The sequence below is a fragment of the Streptomyces sp. NPDC006643 genome (assembly GCF_042870175.1).
GTDB lineage: Bacteria > Actinomycetota > Actinomycetes > Streptomycetales > Streptomycetaceae > Streptomyces.
Genome location: NZ_JBIAHA010000021.1, coordinates 1 through 16,689 on the forward strand (window position 1 = coordinate 1; position 16,689 = coordinate 16,689).

Genomic DNA, 16,689 nt, shown 5'->3' on the forward strand with positions numbered 1-16,689 from the left:
GGCCCCCCCCGCCGGGGGGGGGGGGGGGGGGGGGGGCGGGGGGGGCGCCGCGCGGGGGGGGGGGGGGGGGGGGGGGGGGGGCGCGGGGGGGGCGGCGCGGGGGGGGCGCCCCGCCCCCCCCCCCCCCCCCCCCCCCCCCGCCCGTAGGAGATCCGTAGGACATTTGTCCCGGCCGAGTCCGTACATGCGCATCTGCCGGAGGCCCACCCCCTCTCCGTAGCGTCGTCGGCATGACACAGCCCAGAGCAACCGACCGCGCGGTGAGCGTCGAAAGAGCCGTCAAGGCCTTCGGCCCCGTACGCGCGGTGGACGGCGTCGACCTGGACATCGCGCGCGGCGAGACCGTCGCCCTCCTCGGCCGCAACGGCGCGGGAAAGTCCACCACCATCAATCTGCTGCTCGGTCTCGACGAGCCCGACAGCGGGCGCGTCCGGCTCTTCGGCGACGCCCCCGAGCACGCGGTGCGGTCGGGGCGGGTCGGCGCGATGCTCCAGGACGGCGGGCCGATCCGCCGCGCGACGGTGGGCGAACTCGTGTCGTTCGTGGCGAGCACCTATCCGCATCCGCTGCCCGTCGCCGAGGCCCTGCGCCTCGCCGGACTCACCGAACTCGCCGCCCGCCGCGTCGACAAGCTCTCCGGCGGCCAGTGGCAGCGCGTCCGCTTCGCCGTCGCCCTCGCCGGCGGCCCCGAGCTGATCGTCCTCGACGAGCCGACGGCGGCCCTCGACGTGGAGGCCAGGCGCGCGTTCTGGGCGTCGATGCGGGCCTACGCGCGCCGGGGCAACACCGTCCTGTTCTCCACGCACTACATGGAGGAGGCCGACCGGAACGCCGACCGGATCGTCGTCATCGACCGCGGCCGGATCGTCGCCGACGGCAGCGGCGAGCGCATCAAGCGCACGGTCGGCGGGCATCTCGTCGCCTTCGATCTGGCGGGTCGCGGCACGGAAGGGCTCGGCACGCTGCCGGGCGTCGTGTCGGTGGAGATACGGGGCGACCGGGCCCGGCTGCGTACGGACAACTCCGACGCGACCGTCATGGCACTGGTCGGCCTCGGCAGGGTCAGCGGCCTGGAGGTCGCCCACGCGACGCTGGAGGACGCCTTCCTGGCGCTGACCGGCGAACACGACACGAAGGAGACGGTGTGATGCCGCACTACATCAGGCTCGAAGTACGGCGCACACTGCGCGACCCCGGGTTCGTCGTCTTCAGCGCCGGGATGCCCGTGCTGATGTATCTGCTCTTCACCAACATCGGCGCCGCCGACGACGGCGCCGACGGCTGGAAGACGACCGCCATGGTCGGCATGGCCGCGTACGGCGCGCTCGGCGCCGCCGTCAGCGTCGGCACGGGCATCGCCGAGGACCGTTCGCTCGGCTGGCTGCGTCTGCTGCGCATCACCCCCATGCGGCCCCGTCAGGTCGTGCTCGGCCGCGCGGTCACCAGCTCGGTGACCGTCCTGCCCGCGATCCTGGCGGTGCTGACGGCCGGCGCCCTGACCAACGGCGTGCGGCTCGCCGGGTGGCAGTGGGTGGTGCTCGTCCTGCTGCTGTGGGTGGGCACACTGCCGTTCACGCTCTTCGGGATCGGCAACGGCTACCGGCACTCCGCGCAGACCGCCGGAGTGTTCAACGTGGCCGCGCTGATGGGCCTCGCGGTGCTCGGCGGGCTCTGGTTCCCGATCGAGGCGTTCCCGGGGTGGCTGCGGTCCGTGGCCGAGTACACGCCCGCGCATGGCTTCGCCGAGCTCGGCTGGGCCACCACCGAGGGCCACGCACCGGGGATCACGACGGTCGCGGTACTCCTCGGCTGGCTGGCGGTGTTCGGTTCGTACGCTGTGACGTCCTACCGGAAATCTGCGAGGACGGTATGACCGACGAGGCGACCGAAGCCCGGCGCGTGCGGACGAAGGCACGGCGCGAGGAGACCAGGACCGCACGCCGGCGGACGAAGGCGGCCCGCAGGCGACGGCCGGGGCCGGCCTCCGGCTTCGCCATGCTGCCGTGGCTGCTGCTGGGCCTCGGCTCCTTCTCCAACCTGGTCCAGGGCGAGACCCCCAACCCCTGGTTCGGCGCCATCGGTCTGTTCGTCTTCAACTCCCTCTACATCGGGGTGGTGTTCCGGGCCTTCCACCCGAGGGCGCGCAACAGTCCGGCCACCTGGTGGTCGCTGGCGGGGATGGCCGTGATGACGTTCGGTCTCGGCGGCACCTACGGCGGCAGCTGGCTGCTGTTCTTCCCGCTGTTCGGGCTCGCCTGCGGCACGGTCCTGCGCGGCAGACACCTCGCCCTGGTCGGCGCGCCGCTGACGGTGACGGTCGCGGTCGTCGCGGCGCTCCACGACGGCTGGGGCGCGGTCACCATCGCGTACGGCACGGCCATCTCGATGCTGGTCACGGCGGCGATCCTGGCCCTGTCCGAGACGGTCGTGGAGCTGCGTGACACCCGGCAGGAGCTGGCGCGTTCGGCGGTCGAGGAGGAGCGGCTGCGTTTCTCGCGCGATCTGCACGACCTGCTCGGCCACACCCTGTCGGTGATCGTGGTGAAGTCGGAGGCCGCGCGCCGGCTCGCGCCGCGCGACATGGACGCGGCGCTGGAGCAGATCACCGACATCGAATCGGTCGGGCGGCAGGCGCTGACGGAGATCCGCGAGGCCGTGACCGGTTACCGCGACAGCAGTCTGACCACCGAGCTGGACCGGGCGCGCTCCGCGCTGACCGCGGCCGGGATCGAGCCCGTCGTACGGCAGTCGGGGCCGCCGCTCGGGCCGCGTACGGAGGCGCTGCTGGGCTGGGTCGTACGGGAGGCCGTCACCAACGCCGTACGGCACAGCGGGGCGGCCCGGTGCGAGATCACGGTCGACGGCGCGCCCGAACAGGTCCGGCTGGTGATCACGGACGACGGTCGCGGCGTACGCTCTGGACCGGCCGACGGCTCGGACGGCGGCGCGGGTGACGGCGCGGGCGACCGACTCGGCGACGGCACCGGCGGCGGGCGTACGGGCGGCAGGGGTACGGGTGGCAGGGGTACGGGTGGCAGGGGTACGGGTCTCAGGGGCCTCACCGAGCGGCTGGCCGCGGCGGGCGGCTCACTCGACGCGGGACCGGCGGCACGGGGCGGGTTCCGGGTGACAGCCGTCCTCCCGGTGGATCCGACGGCGGACGCGCCCACCGGGGCGCCGTCCTCACTCACGGAAGCGGAGCGACCGGCATGATCAGAGTCCTTCTCGCGGAGGACCAGGGCATGATGCGCGGCGCCCTCGCGCTCCTGCTCGGCATGGAGGAGGACATGGAGGTGGTCGCCCAGGTGGCCACCGGGGACGCCATCGTCCCCAGCGCGCTCACCGCGCGCCCCGACGTGGCACTGCTCGACATCGAACTCCCCGGCCGCAGCGGTCTCGACGCCGCCGCCGACCTGCGCGACGAGGTCCCCGACTGCCGGGTGCTGATCCTCACCACCTTCGGCAGGCCGGGCTATCTGCGCCGGGCCATGGAGGCGGGCGCGGCCGGGTTCCTGGTCAAGGACGGGCCGGTGGAGGAGCTGGCCGAGGCGATCCGGCGGGTGCTGGCGGGCGAGACCGTCATCGATCCGGCGCTGGCCGCCGCCGCGCTGAGCGCCGGGCCGAGCCCGCTGACCGCACGCGAACGGGACGCGCTGAACGCCTCCGTGGACGGGGCGACCGTCGCCGACATCGCGGCGAGGCTGAGTCTGTCGGAGTCGACCGTACGGAACTATCTCTCGTCGGCGATCGGCAAGACCCACACCCGTAACCGCATGGAGGCCGTACGGGCGGCCCGTCAGCAGGGCTGGCTCTGAGCGGACACACCCCAGGACGTATCCGGAAAGTCCCTAGGTGTCCGAGTGGCGCGGCAGCCAGAAGAACATCAGCACCGCCGCCACCAGCAGCAGTCCCGAGCCGGTCCGGAAGGCCAGCGCGTACCCCTCGGTGAGCGCGCCCGGCCCCGTCCCGTGGGACGTGCGCGCCGCCGCCACCGTCGACAGGACCGCGAGGCCGACGGCCCCGCCCATGGTCCGCGAGGTGTTCACCAGTCCGGAGACGAGCCCGGCCTCGCCGGGTGCCGCGCTCCCCGTCGCGAGGGCGGCCAGCGGTGTCATGGCCAGCCCGGCGCCGGCCATCATCAGGATGCCGGGCCCCAGGATCGTCCTGAGGAACGTGCCGTCGGCGGTCATCATCGACTGCCAGCCGAACCCGACGGCGCCCACGAGCGCGCCGAGGACCGCGACGTGCCGGGCGCCGATCCGCCGCATCAGCAGCGGCGCCAGCTTGGAGCCGAGCACCACGCTCAGCGAACTCGGTATGAGCGCGAGGCCCGCTTCGAGGGGTGTGTAGCCGAGGACGTTCTGGGCGTAGACGGTCATGAAGAACCACATCGCGAACGACGCCGAACCGGTCACCAGCATCCCCGCGTTGGCCGCCGACACCGCCCGGACCCGGAAGAGTCTCAGCGGCATCAGCGGCGCCTTCGTACGCGCCTCCACCAGCAGGAACGCCGCGAGCAGCGCGAGTCCGCCGATCAGTGGCACGAGCGTCGCGGCGGCCCCCCAGCCCGCCTCCTCGGTCTGCACGATGCCGTACGCCACGACGGCGAGACCGCCGGTGACCAGGACGGCGCCCGGCAGGTCCAGCCGGCGCCGCGCCTCCTCGGCCCGGCTCTCCGCCAGCCACAGCACGGCGGCGAGCAGGACCAGCGCCCCGGCGGGCACGTTGATCAGCAGCACCCAGCGCCAGGACAGCGCGTCGGTCAGCACCCCGCCGACGAGCCCGCCCGCAGCGCCACCGCCGGCGCCGACGGCCGCCCAGGTGGCTATGGCCCGGGTCCGCGCCGGTCCGGCGGGGACGGCGGCGGTCAGGATGGTGAGGGTCGCGGGAGCCAGTACGGCGGCGCCGAGCCCCTGCACCCCACGGGCGGCGAGCAGTTGCCAGCCCTCCTGCGCGAGACCGCCGGCGAGGGAGGCGGCGGTGAAGACACCGAGCCCGGCGAGGAACATCCGTTTGCGCCCGAAGATGTCGGCGGCCCGGCCGCCGAGGAGCATGAAACCGGCGAAGGCGATCGAGTAGGCGTTGAGCACCCACTGGAGGCCGATGGTGCTCAGGCCCAGGTCGGTGCGCATCGACGGCAGGGCGACGTTCACGACCGAGACGTCGAGTACGACGAGGAACTGCCCGGCGCACGCGGCGAGGATGACGGCCCACGTACGGGTCCGGATCGACCGCACACCGGCGCCGCCGCGCTTGCCCGCGCCGTCGGTCTCGGTCGCGGTAGCGGTCGCACTGTGGGGATCGGTGTCGGGATCGGTGTCGGTTTCGGGGTCGGTTTCGGGGTCGGCGCCTGCCGGGACGTGAGCCATGGCGGTAATAGTTCCACCCCCACCCCTGCCCCGTACATCGGGATATCGGCCTACAGAACACCTGACCGGGGGGCCTAGGCCCCATGGCCGACGAGTGGTCCGGGCAGGAATAGGGGCGCGGCCCGTAAGCGTTCAGCTTGCAGCTAGTTAGTGGCCTCAAGCATCTTCCTTCCGGCCCCCACCCACTCTTCGCACACCTTTCGTCTGCCCGGAGGCTCCACCTATGCCAGAAGCGACACCCGACCAGTACGCCGGATCCGGCCCCCTCCCCGGGGCCGTTCCGCGTAAGCGGGGGACCGGCGGTGTCGTACCCGTGCTGGCGTTCGCCGGCATCACCGTCGCCGTGATGCAGACCCTGCTCGTCCCGATCATCAAGGACCTGCCGGCGCTGCTCCGCACCTCGCCCGACAACGCGACGTGGGTCATCACGGCGACCCTCCTCGCCGGTGCCGTGTCCACCCCGATCATGGGGCGGCTCGGCGATCTCTACGGCAAGCGCCGGATGCTGCTCGCGAGTCTCGCCGTCATGGTCGTCGGCTCGCTGATCTGCGCGTTCACCGACGATCTGACCGTGATGATCGCCGGTCGCGCCCTCCAGGGCTTCGCCATGGGCGCGATACCGCTGGGCATCGGCATCATGCGCGACGAGCTGCCCCGCGAGAAGCTCGGCTCGGCCATGGCGCTGATGAGTTCGTCGATCGGCGTGGGAGGCGGACTCGCCCTGCCCGCCGCCGCGTTCGTCGCCCAGCACGCCGACTGGCACACGCTGTTCTTCGGCGCCGCCGGGCTCGGTGTGCTGTCGATGCTGCTGACCGTCCTCGTCGTACCGGAGAGTTCGGTACGGGCCGGCGGCAGGTTCGACTGGTTCGGCGCGCTCGGACTCTCCGCGGGACTCGTCGCCCTGCTGCTGCCGGTCACCAAGGGCAGCACCTGGGGCTGGACCTCGTCCACGACGCTCGGTCTGTTCGGCGCGGCCGTCGTGATCCTCGGCCTGTGGGGCTGGATGGAGCTGCGGCTGAAGGCCCCGCTCGTCGACCTGCGCACCAGCGCGCGCCGTGAGGTGCTGCTCACCAACCTCGTCTCGGTGATGGTCGGCGTCGCGTTCTACGCGGTGTCGCTGATCCTGCCGCAGCTGCTCCAGCTCCCCACCTCCACCGGTTACGGCCTCGGCCAGTCGATGGTGGTCGCGGGTCTGTGCGTCGCCCCGCTCGGTCTGACGATGATGTTCGTCGCCCCCGTCTACGCCCGGATCTCGGCGCGGCGCGGCCCGAAGATCTCTCTGATGATCGGCATGGCCGTCATCGCGGTCGGTTACGGCGCGGGCCTGCTCATGATGAGCGCCGCCTGGCAGACCGTGGTGATCTCGGTGATCCTCGGCGCGGGCATCGGTCTCGCGTACTCGTCGCTGCCCGCCCTGATCGTCGGTGCCGTCGACCCGACGGAGACCGGCGCGGCCAACGGGCTTAACACGCTGGCGCGTTCGATCGGTACGTCGGTCTCCAGCGCCGTCATCGGGATGGTGCTGGCGCGTACGGCGATCGGTACGGGTCCCACGGCGGTGCCCAGCATGCACGGCTTCCGTATCTCGTTCGTGATCGCCACCGCGGCCGTGCTCGGCGGTCTGGCGCTGGCGGCGTTCCTGCCGTCCCAGCGGGCCTCGGCCCGGACCGAGTTGCTGGCGAGCAGCGAGGACGGCGGCGTGTCCGCACGCGACACCGCCGCGCGCGAGGTACGGGGTTTCCACGGCCGGGTGCTCGACGCCGACGGCGCTCCCGTCTCGCGGGCGAACGTCACGCTGATCGACCCGGGCGGCCGTCAGGCGGGTCTCACCACGGCGGACGACGAGGGCAGATACACCCTCGCGGCCCCGGCGGCCGGCCGGTACGTGCTGGCGGGCTCGGCCACGGGCCACGCCCCGTACGCGCATCCGGTGACATATCTCGGCGGCGCTGTCGCGGTGGAGGTGGACCTGGTCCTGGCGCCCAGGGCAGCGGTGCGGTCGTAGGACGCCGTACGGAAACATGGCCGACCGTGGCCCGTACGCCGCACACGCCCCGCACCCGCACCCGCACCGTCCAGCAGGAGGAACGCATGACCGCCGGGACCGCCCCCGCCCCCGCCCCCGAGGTCCTCGCGGCCTTCGAGTCCGCCAAGGGCTTCATGCCGACCGGTGAGGGTCTCGCGCTGTACGCCGCCGCCACCGAGGCCGCCGCTCTCGGGCTGCCGCTGCTCGAAGTCGGCACGTACTGCGGCCGTTCCACGATCCTGCTCGCCGACGCCGCCCGCGCCGCCGGTGTCACCGCGCTGACCGTCGACCACCACCGGGGCAGCGAGGAGCAGCAGCCCGGCTGGGAGTATCACGACCCGTCGGTGGTCGACCCCGAGGTCGGCCGGATGGACACCCTGCCGTCCTTCCGCCGCACGCTCCACGCGGCCGGTCTCGAGGACCATGTCGTGGCGCTGGTCGGCCGCTCCCCGCAGGTCGCGGCCGTGTGGGGCGGCCGGCTGGGGCTGGTGTTCATCGACGGCGGCCACACCGACGAGCACGCGAACGGCGATTACGAGGGCTGGGCACCGCGTCTCGCCGAGGGCGGGCTGCTGGTGATCCACGACGTGTTCCCCGACCCGGCGGACGGCGGCCAGGCCCCGTACCGGGTGTGGCAGCGGGCGCTGGCGTCCGGCGCGTTCGCCGAGGTGTCGGCGCACGAGTCGCTGCGAGTCCTGCGACGTACGGGCGACCTGCCGACGCCGGAACCTGACGCTCCGTCCCGCACGCACTAGCATCGCCGCGTGTCGTACGACGAGAGCCACTTCCCCGCCCCCCGCCGCCGGATCCCGCGCAGCACGCTGATCCTCTCGATCGGCGCCCTGGTGCCCGCCGCCTTCGCCGGCTGGCTGATCTGGCAGTCCACCGGCGGGTCCGACGACGGGGGCACCGTCCACGCCGCGGCCACGTCGACCGCCGGCGAGCGGCCGGGCTCCTCCGGACCCGAGCCGAGGCCGTCCGGCTCGCCGTCCTCGTCGAAGTCGCCGTCGGCGTCCTCGTCGAAGTCCTCGCCGGGCGACGACGGCGCTCCGGGGGACGCGCGGCCCGCGCCGGGCGAGGGGCCGCTCGCGGGGAAGATCGTCGTCATCGACCCCGGGCACAACCCGGGCAACTTCCAGCACACCGCCGAGATCAACAAGCTCGTGGACATCGGAACCAACCGCAAGGAATGCGACACCACGGGCACCTCGGGCAACGCGGGTTACACCGAGGCCGAATTCACCGCCGATGTTTCACAGCGCCTCCGCACTCTCCTCCGTAAAGAGGGGGCGACCGTGAAACTCACACACGAGAACGACCGCCCGTGGGGACCTTGTGTGGACGAGCGCGCGGAAATCGGCAACAAGGCCGGGGCGGACGCCGTCATCTCCATCCACGCGGACGGTTCGGGCGTCGGCAACCGCGGCTTCCATGTCATCCTCCCGGCACTGGTGAAGTCCGGCGGGGCGGACACCACAAAGATCGTGGCTCCCTCGCGCGATCTCGGTGAACGCGTCGCGGGCAATTTCGTACGCGCGACCGGAAGCGCTCCCTCCAATTACCTCGGAGGCGGCACCGGACTTGATGTGCGCGACGACCTCGGCGGACTGAATCTGTCGACCGTTCCCAAGGTCTTCATCGAGTGCGGCAACATGCGTGACGCCAAGGACATCGCCCTGCTGACGAGCGCCGACTGGCGCCAGAAGGCGGCGCGCGGAATGGCGGACGGCATCAGCGGTTTCCTCACGCGTTAACGGCGTACGGGGAACACCGGACGGCGACAACTGGCGGTAAGGATTCCGGAACATCGGCCGAACAGTCGCCCGAGCAACGGCCTGGGCAACGGTCCGGGCAACGGCCTGGGCAACCGACCGGACACCCGCCCGAGCGCCTGCCCGAACAGCCGGAAACGGCAACGGATTCACAACGAAAAGACCGCGATCGATTCTTTCGGCGCGCACTCCCGCAACCGTTGGAGGGCTTGCCGTTGTCCTCTCACGAGGCGGCCCGGAACCGAGAAGACGACCCGCTCGGGCAGACGGTAGATTCATCCGTACGATAGGGAGCCGCCCCCGAGCTTCGCACCTCGCACCGTCGCCCTCGCGCCGGTGGCGACCGCCCCGACGAGACGATCCAAGAAGGACTTTTCACGTGAACATCCGCTCCCTCACACGAGGCGATGGCGTGGTGATCGGAGCAGCGGTGGTGCTGTTCATCGCCTCGTTCCTCGGCCTGTCCAGCGTCGACTGCCCGACAGGTGTCGACTGCTCGGGCTACGACTCCCCGAACGCCTGGGACTTTCTCGGCCTCGTGATGAGCATGTTCGTCACGGGCATCGTCGGCGCCGCGCTGATCGTCGTGGGCCGTGGCATGCCGGGCCGCAAGGTGGCAGGTCTCGACCTCGGCCAGTTCGGTGTCGCCCTGACCATCTTCGCCCTGTGGACCTCGTTCTGGAACATCATCGACTCGGACAACGCGGGCGCCGGGATGATCCTCGGCCTGCTCTCCAGCATCGTGCTCGCCGGTGGCGCCCTCGCCACCCCGCTCGTGCCCGCGCTCAAGGCGCCCCTCGTGGGCGCCCCGAAGCCGCAGGTCGCCTCGCCGTACGGCCAGCAGGGCCACCCCGGCCAGGGTTACGGCTACCCGGGCGCCCCGCAGCAGCCGTACGGTGGCCAGCCGGGTCAGCCTCAGCCGTCGTACGGCGGTCCGCAGCCGGGCCAGCCCGGTCCGGGTCAGCCCTCGGGCGCCCTGCCGCCCACGCCGGTCCCGAAGCAGGACGGCCCGGCCGGGAACTTCGAGCCGTTCTGGTTCGCCGTGCCGGTGGCCCGTCCCCTGTACGGCGAGGACGGCTCGCCGTCCCCGATCGCGGAACTCGCGCCCGGTACCTGGTACTTGGCCGTCGAGCAGCGCGGTCCGGGTCTGGTCGCCCAGACGCAGGACGGCCGTCGCGGTCTGCTCCAGGACACGACTGGCATCCAGCGCGGCTGACCGCCACGCACACCCGCGGCAGCGCACCATCGCGGCCCCTCGCCCCTGCCGGGCGGGGGGCCGTCGGCGTATCAGAAACAGCATGTGGGACAGATAAGGGTTTCACCCGCGCCGAAGCGGCAACACGGTCGTCATGGCCTCACGTCAACGCAGTGGAAGCAGCGCAGCAGCCACGATCCTCATAGTGATCGCGGATGTCATGGCCTTCATCTTGGGCCTGTGGATTCTGATGTACCTGTTGGACGCCAACCGCGCCAACGACCTGGTGAACTTCGTCCAGGACGCGGCACGTTGGCTCGCCGGCTGGTCCTACGACCTGTTCACCTTCGACGAGGCATGGGCACGGGTGGTGTGCGGTTACGGTCTCGCGGCCGTGGTCTACCTGTTCATCGGCCACGCACTCGCCGGGCGACTACGCCGCATCTGACAACGCATCTGACGCCACGTCAGACATCACGTCGGTCGTCCGGTCGCCGTCAGCCCACCCGTTCGCAGCAGTCCGGCTCAAGTCCGGACGGCAGCCTCTCACCGCTGAAGACCGCCGTGGTCGCCTCGTCCCCCCCGAGCGCGGCCACGGCCAGCAGCAGCGAGGCCGCCGTCCAGCTCGTCAACTCCTCGGGCCAGACGGCCTTCTCACCCTCGAAGACATAGCCCGTCCAGTACATTCCGCCGTCCGCGCGCAGATGCCCGATGGACTGGAGCACCTCCAGCGCCCGGTCGGACTCCCCCACCACCCAGAGCGCCAGGGCCAGTTCACAGCTCTCGCCACCGGTGACCCACGGGTTGGGCAGCACGCAGCGCACGCCGAGTCCGGGCACGACGAAGCGGTCCCAGCCCTCCTCGATACGGGACTTCGCCTGCGCTCCGGTCATCGCGCCGCCGAGGACCGGGTAGTACCAGTCCATCGAGTAGCGGCTCTTGTCGAGGAACCGTTCGGGGTGTGCGCGGATCGCGTGCGCCAGCGATCCGGCCGCCAGCTCCCAGTCGGGCTGGGCCTCTTCGCGTTCCTCGGCGATGGCGAGCGCGCAGCGCAGCGCCTGGTGCACGGACGAACTGCCGGTCAGCAGCGCGTCGTCGACGGCGGTGCCGTCGGCCTCGCGCTTCCAGCCGATCTGCCCGCCGGGCCGCTGGAGCGCCAGGACGAACTCGACGGCGGAGTACACGACGGGCCACATCCGGTCCAGGAACGCCTCGTCACCGGTGGCGAGATAGTGGTGCCAGACCCCGACGGCCGGATAGGCGCAGAAGTTGGTCTCGCGGCTCAGGTCGGTGGGCCGGGCGGCCTCGCCGTCGTCGTAGGCGGCGTACCAGGACCCGTCCTCGTTCTGGTGCCGGGCCAGCCACTCGTACGCGCGCGCCGCCGCCTCGTGTTCGCCGGACGCGTCGAGCGCCATGGCGGCCTCGGTGTGGTCCCACGGGTCGAGGTGGTGGCCACGGAACCAGGGGATGGCGCCGTCGGGGCGCTGGACGGCGAGGATGCCCTCGACGGTCCGCGCCGCCTGATCCGCCGTCAGAACACCGGGCAGGACGAGGTGTTCGGTGCGGTCGGGGCCGCGACCGGGCAATGTCACTTGCCCTCCGCCGTCGGCAGGTGCGGCTTGGTGGCGTAGGCGACGAAGCTCTTGCCGACCACGGGGTTGAGCAGTTGCTCGGCGAAGCGGGTCGCGAAGGGTTTCTTCATGATGTCCCAGACGAGCAGCTTGTGGTACGCGCGAACGGGCAGCGCCTGGTCGTTGTCGACGCCGAAGGCGCACTTGAGCCACCAGTACGGCGAGTGCAGGGCGTGCGCGTGATGGGTGCCGTACGGCCGGAGTCCGGCCTCCCGCATCCGGCCGAGGAGTTCGTCGGCCTTGTAGATCCGGATATGGCCGCCCTCCACCTCGTGGTACGCGTCGGAGAGCGTCCAGCAGACCTTCTCGGGGCCGTACCGGGGCACGGTCACGGCGATCCGGCCGCCGGGCCGCAGGACACGGACCATCTCGGCGAGCACGCCCTTGTCGTCGGGGATGTGCTCCATGACCTCGGAGATGATCACGACGTCGAAGGACTCGTCGGGGAAGGGGAGGTTCAGCGCGTCCCCCTCCATCGCGGTGGCGGTGGCGCCCGGTGGCGCCTCGCCCTCCTCCTTCATCGCGGTGAACCAGGTGGCGACTTCGCGGATCTCCGCACCGTTCCGGTCGAGGGCCACGACCTGGGCGCCGCGCCGGTAGCACTCGAAGGCGTGCCGGCCCGCGCCGCACCCCAGATCGAGCACCCGGTCACCTGCGGCGAGCGGGAAACGGGAGAAGTCCACGGTCAGCACGAGTTCCTGCTTTCGCGGTCGGGGGTCGGAAGGTCGGGGGGTCGGAAGGTCGGGAAGTGGGGGAAAGGCGGTACGGGAGAGGGGTTACGGGATCAGCGCGCCGCCCCCGCGCGGGCGGCGACGGCCGCGCGGTACAGCTCGGCGGTGCCCTCGGCGGCGCGCGCCCAGGTGAACCGGCTCAGTACCCGCTCACGCCCGGCGGCGCCGAGCCGCCGGCGCAACTCCCCGTCACGGAGCAGTCTGTTGAGCGCGCCGGCCAGCGCGTCCGCGTCGCCGGGCGGCACGGCCAGACACGTCTCGCCGTCGGCCCCCGCGACCTCGGGGATCGCGCCGCCGGTGGTGGCGACCAGCGGGGTGCCGGTGGCCATGGCCTCGGCGGCGGGCAGCGAGAACCCCTCGTACAGGGACGGCACGCACGCGATCTGCGCGCCGCGCACGAGGTCGACCAGTTCGGCGTCGGAGATGCCCTTGACGAACTGGACGGCGTCGCCGAGCCCGTACTTCTCGATGGCCCGGTAGACGGGCCCGTCCTCGGCGCGCTTGCCGACGACGACGAGATGCGCCCGCGGCTGCTCCGTACGGAGCTTGGCCAGCGCCTCGACGAGATGGATCAGGCCCTTGAGCGGCACGTCGGCGCTGGAGGTGGTGACGATCCGGCCCGGTATCTCCGGTACGGCGGGGTCCGGCGAGAACAGTCCCGTGTCGGCGCCGATGGGGACGACCCGGATGCGCTCGGGCCGTACGCCGAGATGGTCGGTGATCTCCTGCTTCGAGCTGCCGGAGACGGTGACCACGGCGGGCAGCCGGCGCGCGACGCGCTTCTGCATACGGGTGAAGCCGTACCAGCGGCGTACGGAGGCACGGGCGCGCCGCCCGTCGGCGGCGTCGATCTCCAACCGCCGGTCGACGGTGATGGGGTGGTGGATGGTGGTGACCAGGGGGGCGCCGAGGTCGCCGAGGAGCCCGTAGCCGAGCGTCTGGTTGTCGTGCACGACGTCGAACTCGCCCCGGCGGGCGGCCAGATGACGGCGGGCCCGCAGCGAGAAGGTGAGCGGCTCGGGAAAGCCGCCGGTCCACATGGTGGCGACTTCGAGGGCGTCGATCCAGTCGCGGTACTCGCCGCGCTTCGGGGTCCGGAACGGGTCGGGCTGCCGGTAGAGGTCGAGACTGCCGAGTTCGGTGAGCGGGACGCCTTCGTCGAGCACGGGGTAGGGCTGGGCGCCGATGACCTCGACGCTGTGCCCGAGGCGGGCCAGCTCGCGGGAGAGGTGTCGTACGTAGACGCCCTGGCCGCCGCAGAAGGGGTTGCCCTTGTAGGTGAGGAGCGCGATACGCAGCGGCCGGTCCGGCGCGCCGGAGGTGGCGGCGGGCCCCGTGGGGCTACCCGCCTCTATGGCCTCAGCGGTCACTCTCGGCCCTCACTTCTCACTTCACTTTCGCCGGAGCGTAACCGCTCGCGTCAATCCGGAACAAGTTCCCGCCGGGTGGACGGGAGCACACAGCGAACCTCGAATCTACCGGCAGGTAAGGACGGGCAGCGGGGCGGGACCGGGTGATTCGCGCCACGACGGGCCTGTGGCGGCCCGGCCGGACACGGCGGCGGGACGCATCTCCTGACGGAGCGTCAACAAACACGGGCCGCCACTCGCCCGGCCTCCGCGATCACCCCGCCCGACGTTTGGGGCGAACCCGACATCCGGGCGGGGCCGGGGATACGGGCGGCGGTGTCCGGGGCGGCCGAAAAGGGGCCGGTAGAGTGAGCGCGTCGTCATCATGCCCGTACGGGGGGAAGCCGGTGCGAATCCGGCGCTGACCCGCAACCGTGAGCCGCCCTCACCGGCGGCGAGCCGGAACACCCCGGACGCGGACGTGACCGGCTCGCGCCACCGGAAACCGCCGGTGGCCGGCACCGTCGAGGCATACGGAGCCGGAGCCTGGTGCCTGAGCGTGCCTGCCCGGTTCCCGCGTTCCCGCATTCCCGCAGGAGAGGCTCCACCCGCCATGATCACCGTTCGCCGCCGCGCGGCGCGCAGCGCAGCCGCGTGCGCCGCATTCGCCGTCCTGTGCGTGGCCGCCGCCCCCTCCACGGCCTCCGCCGCCCCGGCGGCCGACGGTCCGCCCGCCGCCGGGATGTACGGCACCACGGACCCGACCTACGACGGCGTCTGGCGCCAGTCCCTCGCGATGCTGGCGCAGCGCGCCGTGAACGTCATGCCCGCCGACTCCGCGGTCAACTGGCTGCTGGGCCAGCAGTGCGACAGCGGCGCCTTCCCGGCGTACCGCCCCGACGCCACGAAGCCGTGCGACGCGACGACGGTGGTGGACACCAACTCGACGGCCGCCGCCGTGCAGACACTGGCCGCCCTCACCAAGTACCCCGACGCCATGAACAACGGCATCAGCTGGCTCGCCTCCGCGCAGAACAAGGACGGCGGCTGGGGCTACAGCGCGGGCGCGCCCAGCGACGCCAACTCCACGGCGCTGGTGATAGGAGCACTGGCCGCGGGCGGCGCCCCGGTGGGCAAGAGGCTGTCGACGGAGGGCCGGACCCCGTACCAGTCGCTGATCAGCTTCGCGATCCCCTGCGACGCGAAGGAGGGCGGCGGCGCGTTCGGCTACCAGCCGGACAAGTCCGGCAAACTGCTCCCCAACGCCGATGCCACGGCCGCCGGTCTGCTCGGCGGGGTCGGCAAGCGGATGGTCACCACCGGCGTCGAGCCCGGCCCGGCGCCCGACTGCCTGGACCTGCACCCGCTCACGCCGGAGCGCGCGGCGCGCAACGGCGCCGCGTATCTGGTGAAGGCCCTCGCCAGGACCGGCCATCTCGACCAGCCGCCCATGCCCGGCGCCGAGGACTCGGCGCCGCTGCCCGACCACGGCAACACGGCGGACGCGATCGTCGCGCTGACGACGGCGGGCTACGGCGACCAGGCGAAGACCTCCATGAAGTGGCTGGAGAAGAACTCGGCCGCCTGGGCGAAGCAGAACGGCCCCGCCGCGTACGCCCAGTTGATCTTCGCCGCGCATACGACGGGCACCGACCCCCGTACGTTCGACGGCATCGACCTGGTCAAGGCCCTCAACGCGACGGGTCCCACGCCCAAGTGGATCGGGCCGAAGCCGCTGACGACCGCCGAGCAGCAGAAGGTGCTGGCGGACCAGAAGGCGGAGAAGAGCAGCATGTCCGGGAACCTGTGGACGATCGCCGTCGGGCTCGTCGCCGCGTGCGCGATCTGGACGCTGTTCGTGCTGCGGGCGAAGCGGCGCCGGTCATGAGGCGCGCCTCCTTCCTCCTGGTCCCGCTCCTCGCCCTCCTGGCCGCGTTCACCGGCGCCGGGACGGCCCAGGCGGCGGGCTACCGCTACTGGTCGTTCTGGGAGAACGACGGCGCGGCATGGACCTACGCCACCCAGGGGCCGGCCGTCGACCGCCCCGCCGACGGCACGGTCAACGGCTTCCGCTTCGCGGTCAGCGCGGACAGCCAGGACGCGGCGAAGCCCCGCGAGACACCGGACTTCGCGGCGGTCTGCGGGTCCACGCCCGCGAAGTCCGGCAGCAAGCGGGTGGCGGTGGTGGTCGACCCCGGCACGGCGGCGGACGCCCCGGCCGGCGAGAAGCCGCCCCCGCGGCTCGCCGCGTGCGCGCGGGTGGCTCCCGAGGCGACGAGCGCGGACGCGCTGGCGGCGGTGGCGAAGCCGCTGCGCTACAACGGCGACGCGCTGCTGTGCGGGATCACGGGCTACCCGAAGTCGGGGTGCGGCGAACAGATAGCGGCCGAAGGGCCGACGCCCACGGAGTCCCGCGCCACGGGCGCGCTCCAGAAGAAGGACGACGAGGACACCGGCGGCTCCCCGTCGGTGGGCATCCTCGCCGGAGCCGCGGCGGTACTCACCCTGGCCACGGCCGCCCTCTGGCAGGCCCGCCGTCGCCGCGCCTGACCGCCCGGCCGGAGCCCCCCGGCCGGGCGGGTCGACCGGCACGGACCCGGCTCCGGACGGCCCCGC

15 protein-coding genes and 1 riboswitch are annotated in these 16,689 nt (G+C 72.4%); of the genes, 11 read left to right on the forward strand and 4 right to left on the reverse strand.

The window, feature by feature from the left end; translation table 11 throughout:
* Window positions 1-230 precede the first annotated feature (230 nt).
* The 4 genes from ACFYNU_RS26695 to ACFYNU_RS26710 are packed head-to-tail and all read left to right on the forward strand — an operon-like array spanning window position 231 to window position 3,815.
* The gene (locus ACFYNU_RS26695) at window positions 231-1,148 is read left to right on the forward strand and encodes an ABC transporter ATP-binding protein (protein WP_356595441.1); all 918 of its coding nucleotides are present in this window, start codon (window positions 231-233) and stop codon (window positions 1,146-1,148) included.
* Entirely contained in the window at window positions 1,148-1,873 is a 726-nt protein-coding gene (locus ACFYNU_RS26700; protein ID WP_356595443.1) for an ABC transporter permease, read from the forward strand. The genes ACFYNU_RS26695 and ACFYNU_RS26700 overlap by 1 nt, the downstream gene beginning before the upstream one ends.
* Complete coding sequence (locus tag ACFYNU_RS26705) at window positions 1,870-3,213, forward strand: sensor histidine kinase (protein WP_388767428.1); 1,344 nt, start codon at window positions 1,870-1,872, stop codon at window positions 3,211-3,213. The genes ACFYNU_RS26700 and ACFYNU_RS26705 overlap by 4 nt, the downstream gene beginning before the upstream one ends.
* Window positions 3,210-3,815, forward strand: a complete 606-nt coding sequence (locus ACFYNU_RS26710) for a response regulator transcription factor (protein WP_356595446.1) — start codon at window positions 3,210-3,212, stop codon at window positions 3,813-3,815. The genes ACFYNU_RS26705 and ACFYNU_RS26710 overlap by 4 nt, the downstream gene beginning before the upstream one ends.
* A gap of 33 nt (window positions 3,816-3,848) precedes the next feature.
* Here ACFYNU_RS26710 and ACFYNU_RS26715 read toward each other — a convergent pair whose 3' ends face one another.
* A complete protein-coding gene (locus ACFYNU_RS26715) occupies window positions 3,849-5,369 on the reverse strand; it encodes an MFS transporter (protein WP_356595448.1) in 1,521 nt (506 codons plus the stop codon).
* 223 nt (window positions 5,370-5,592) lie between these two features.
* Here ACFYNU_RS26715 and ACFYNU_RS26720 point away from each other — a divergent pair, with 223 nt between their 5' ends.
* The 5 genes from ACFYNU_RS26720 to ACFYNU_RS26740 all read left to right on the forward strand — a co-directional run bounded on the left by ACFYNU_RS26720 (window position 5,593) and on the right by ACFYNU_RS26740 (window position 10,810).
* Window positions 5,593-7,374, forward strand: a complete 1,782-nt coding sequence (locus ACFYNU_RS26720; protein WP_356595450.1) for an MFS transporter — start codon at window positions 5,593-5,595, stop codon at window positions 7,372-7,374.
* A gap of 86 nt (window positions 7,375-7,460) precedes the next feature.
* On the forward strand, window positions 7,461-8,150 hold the full coding sequence (locus ACFYNU_RS26725; protein ID WP_356595452.1) for a class I SAM-dependent methyltransferase: 690 nt from the start codon (window positions 7,461-7,463) through the stop codon (window positions 8,148-8,150).
* Between the two features lie 9 nt (window positions 8,151-8,159).
* A complete protein-coding gene (locus tag ACFYNU_RS26730; protein WP_356595454.1) occupies window positions 8,160-9,149 on the forward strand; it encodes an N-acetylmuramoyl-L-alanine amidase in 990 nt (329 codons plus the stop codon).
* Between the two features lie 397 nt (window positions 9,150-9,546).
* Window positions 9,547-10,383 (forward strand): hypothetical protein, encoded by an 837-nt coding sequence (locus ACFYNU_RS26735; protein ID WP_356595456.1) that lies wholly within the window; start codon window positions 9,547-9,549, stop codon window positions 10,381-10,383.
* A gap of 133 nt (window positions 10,384-10,516) precedes the next feature.
* Window positions 10,517-10,810, forward strand: a complete 294-nt coding sequence (locus ACFYNU_RS26740; RefSeq protein WP_031231803.1) for a hypothetical protein — start codon at window positions 10,517-10,519, stop codon at window positions 10,808-10,810.
* Between the two features lie 49 nt (window positions 10,811-10,859).
* Here the strand turns inward: ACFYNU_RS26740 and ACFYNU_RS26745 are convergent, their stop codons facing one another.
* From ACFYNU_RS26745 to ACFYNU_RS26755, 3 genes are all read right to left on the reverse strand, one after another.
* The gene (locus tag ACFYNU_RS26745; protein WP_388767490.1) at window positions 10,860-11,948 is read right to left on the reverse strand and encodes a prenyltransferase/squalene oxidase repeat-containing protein; all 1,089 of its coding nucleotides are present in this window, start codon (window positions 11,946-11,948) and stop codon (window positions 10,860-10,862) included.
* 2 nt (window positions 11,949-11,950) lie between these two features.
* On the reverse strand, window positions 11,951-12,685 hold the full coding sequence (locus ACFYNU_RS26750) for a class I SAM-dependent methyltransferase (RefSeq protein WP_356595461.1): 735 nt from the start codon (window positions 12,683-12,685) through the stop codon (window positions 11,951-11,953).
* Window positions 12,686-12,777: 92 nt separating this feature from the next.
* Entirely contained in the window at window positions 12,778-14,094 is a 1,317-nt protein-coding gene (locus ACFYNU_RS26755) for a glycosyltransferase family 4 protein (RefSeq protein WP_356595463.1), read from the reverse strand.
* A 376-nt stretch (window positions 14,095-14,470) separates the two neighbouring features.
* Window positions 14,471-14,543, forward strand: a riboswitch (cobalamin riboswitch).
* 146 nt (window positions 14,544-14,689) lie between these two features.
* On the opposite strand from ACFYNU_RS26755, the gene ACFYNU_RS26760 reads away from it, so the two are divergent.
* Both ACFYNU_RS26760 and ACFYNU_RS26765 read left to right on the forward strand, forming a co-directional pair.
* Window positions 14,690-15,961 carry a prenyltransferase/squalene oxidase repeat-containing protein gene (locus ACFYNU_RS26760; protein ID WP_356595561.1) on the forward strand — a complete coding sequence of 424 codons (1,272 nt, stop codon included), beginning with the start codon at window positions 14,690-14,692 and terminating at the stop codon, window positions 15,959-15,961.
* Complete coding sequence (locus ACFYNU_RS26765; RefSeq protein WP_356595465.1) at window positions 15,958-16,623, forward strand: SCO2322 family protein; 666 nt, start codon at window positions 15,958-15,960, stop codon at window positions 16,621-16,623. The genes ACFYNU_RS26760 and ACFYNU_RS26765 overlap by 4 nt, the downstream gene beginning before the upstream one ends.
* Window positions 16,624-16,689: the final 66 nt, after the last annotated feature.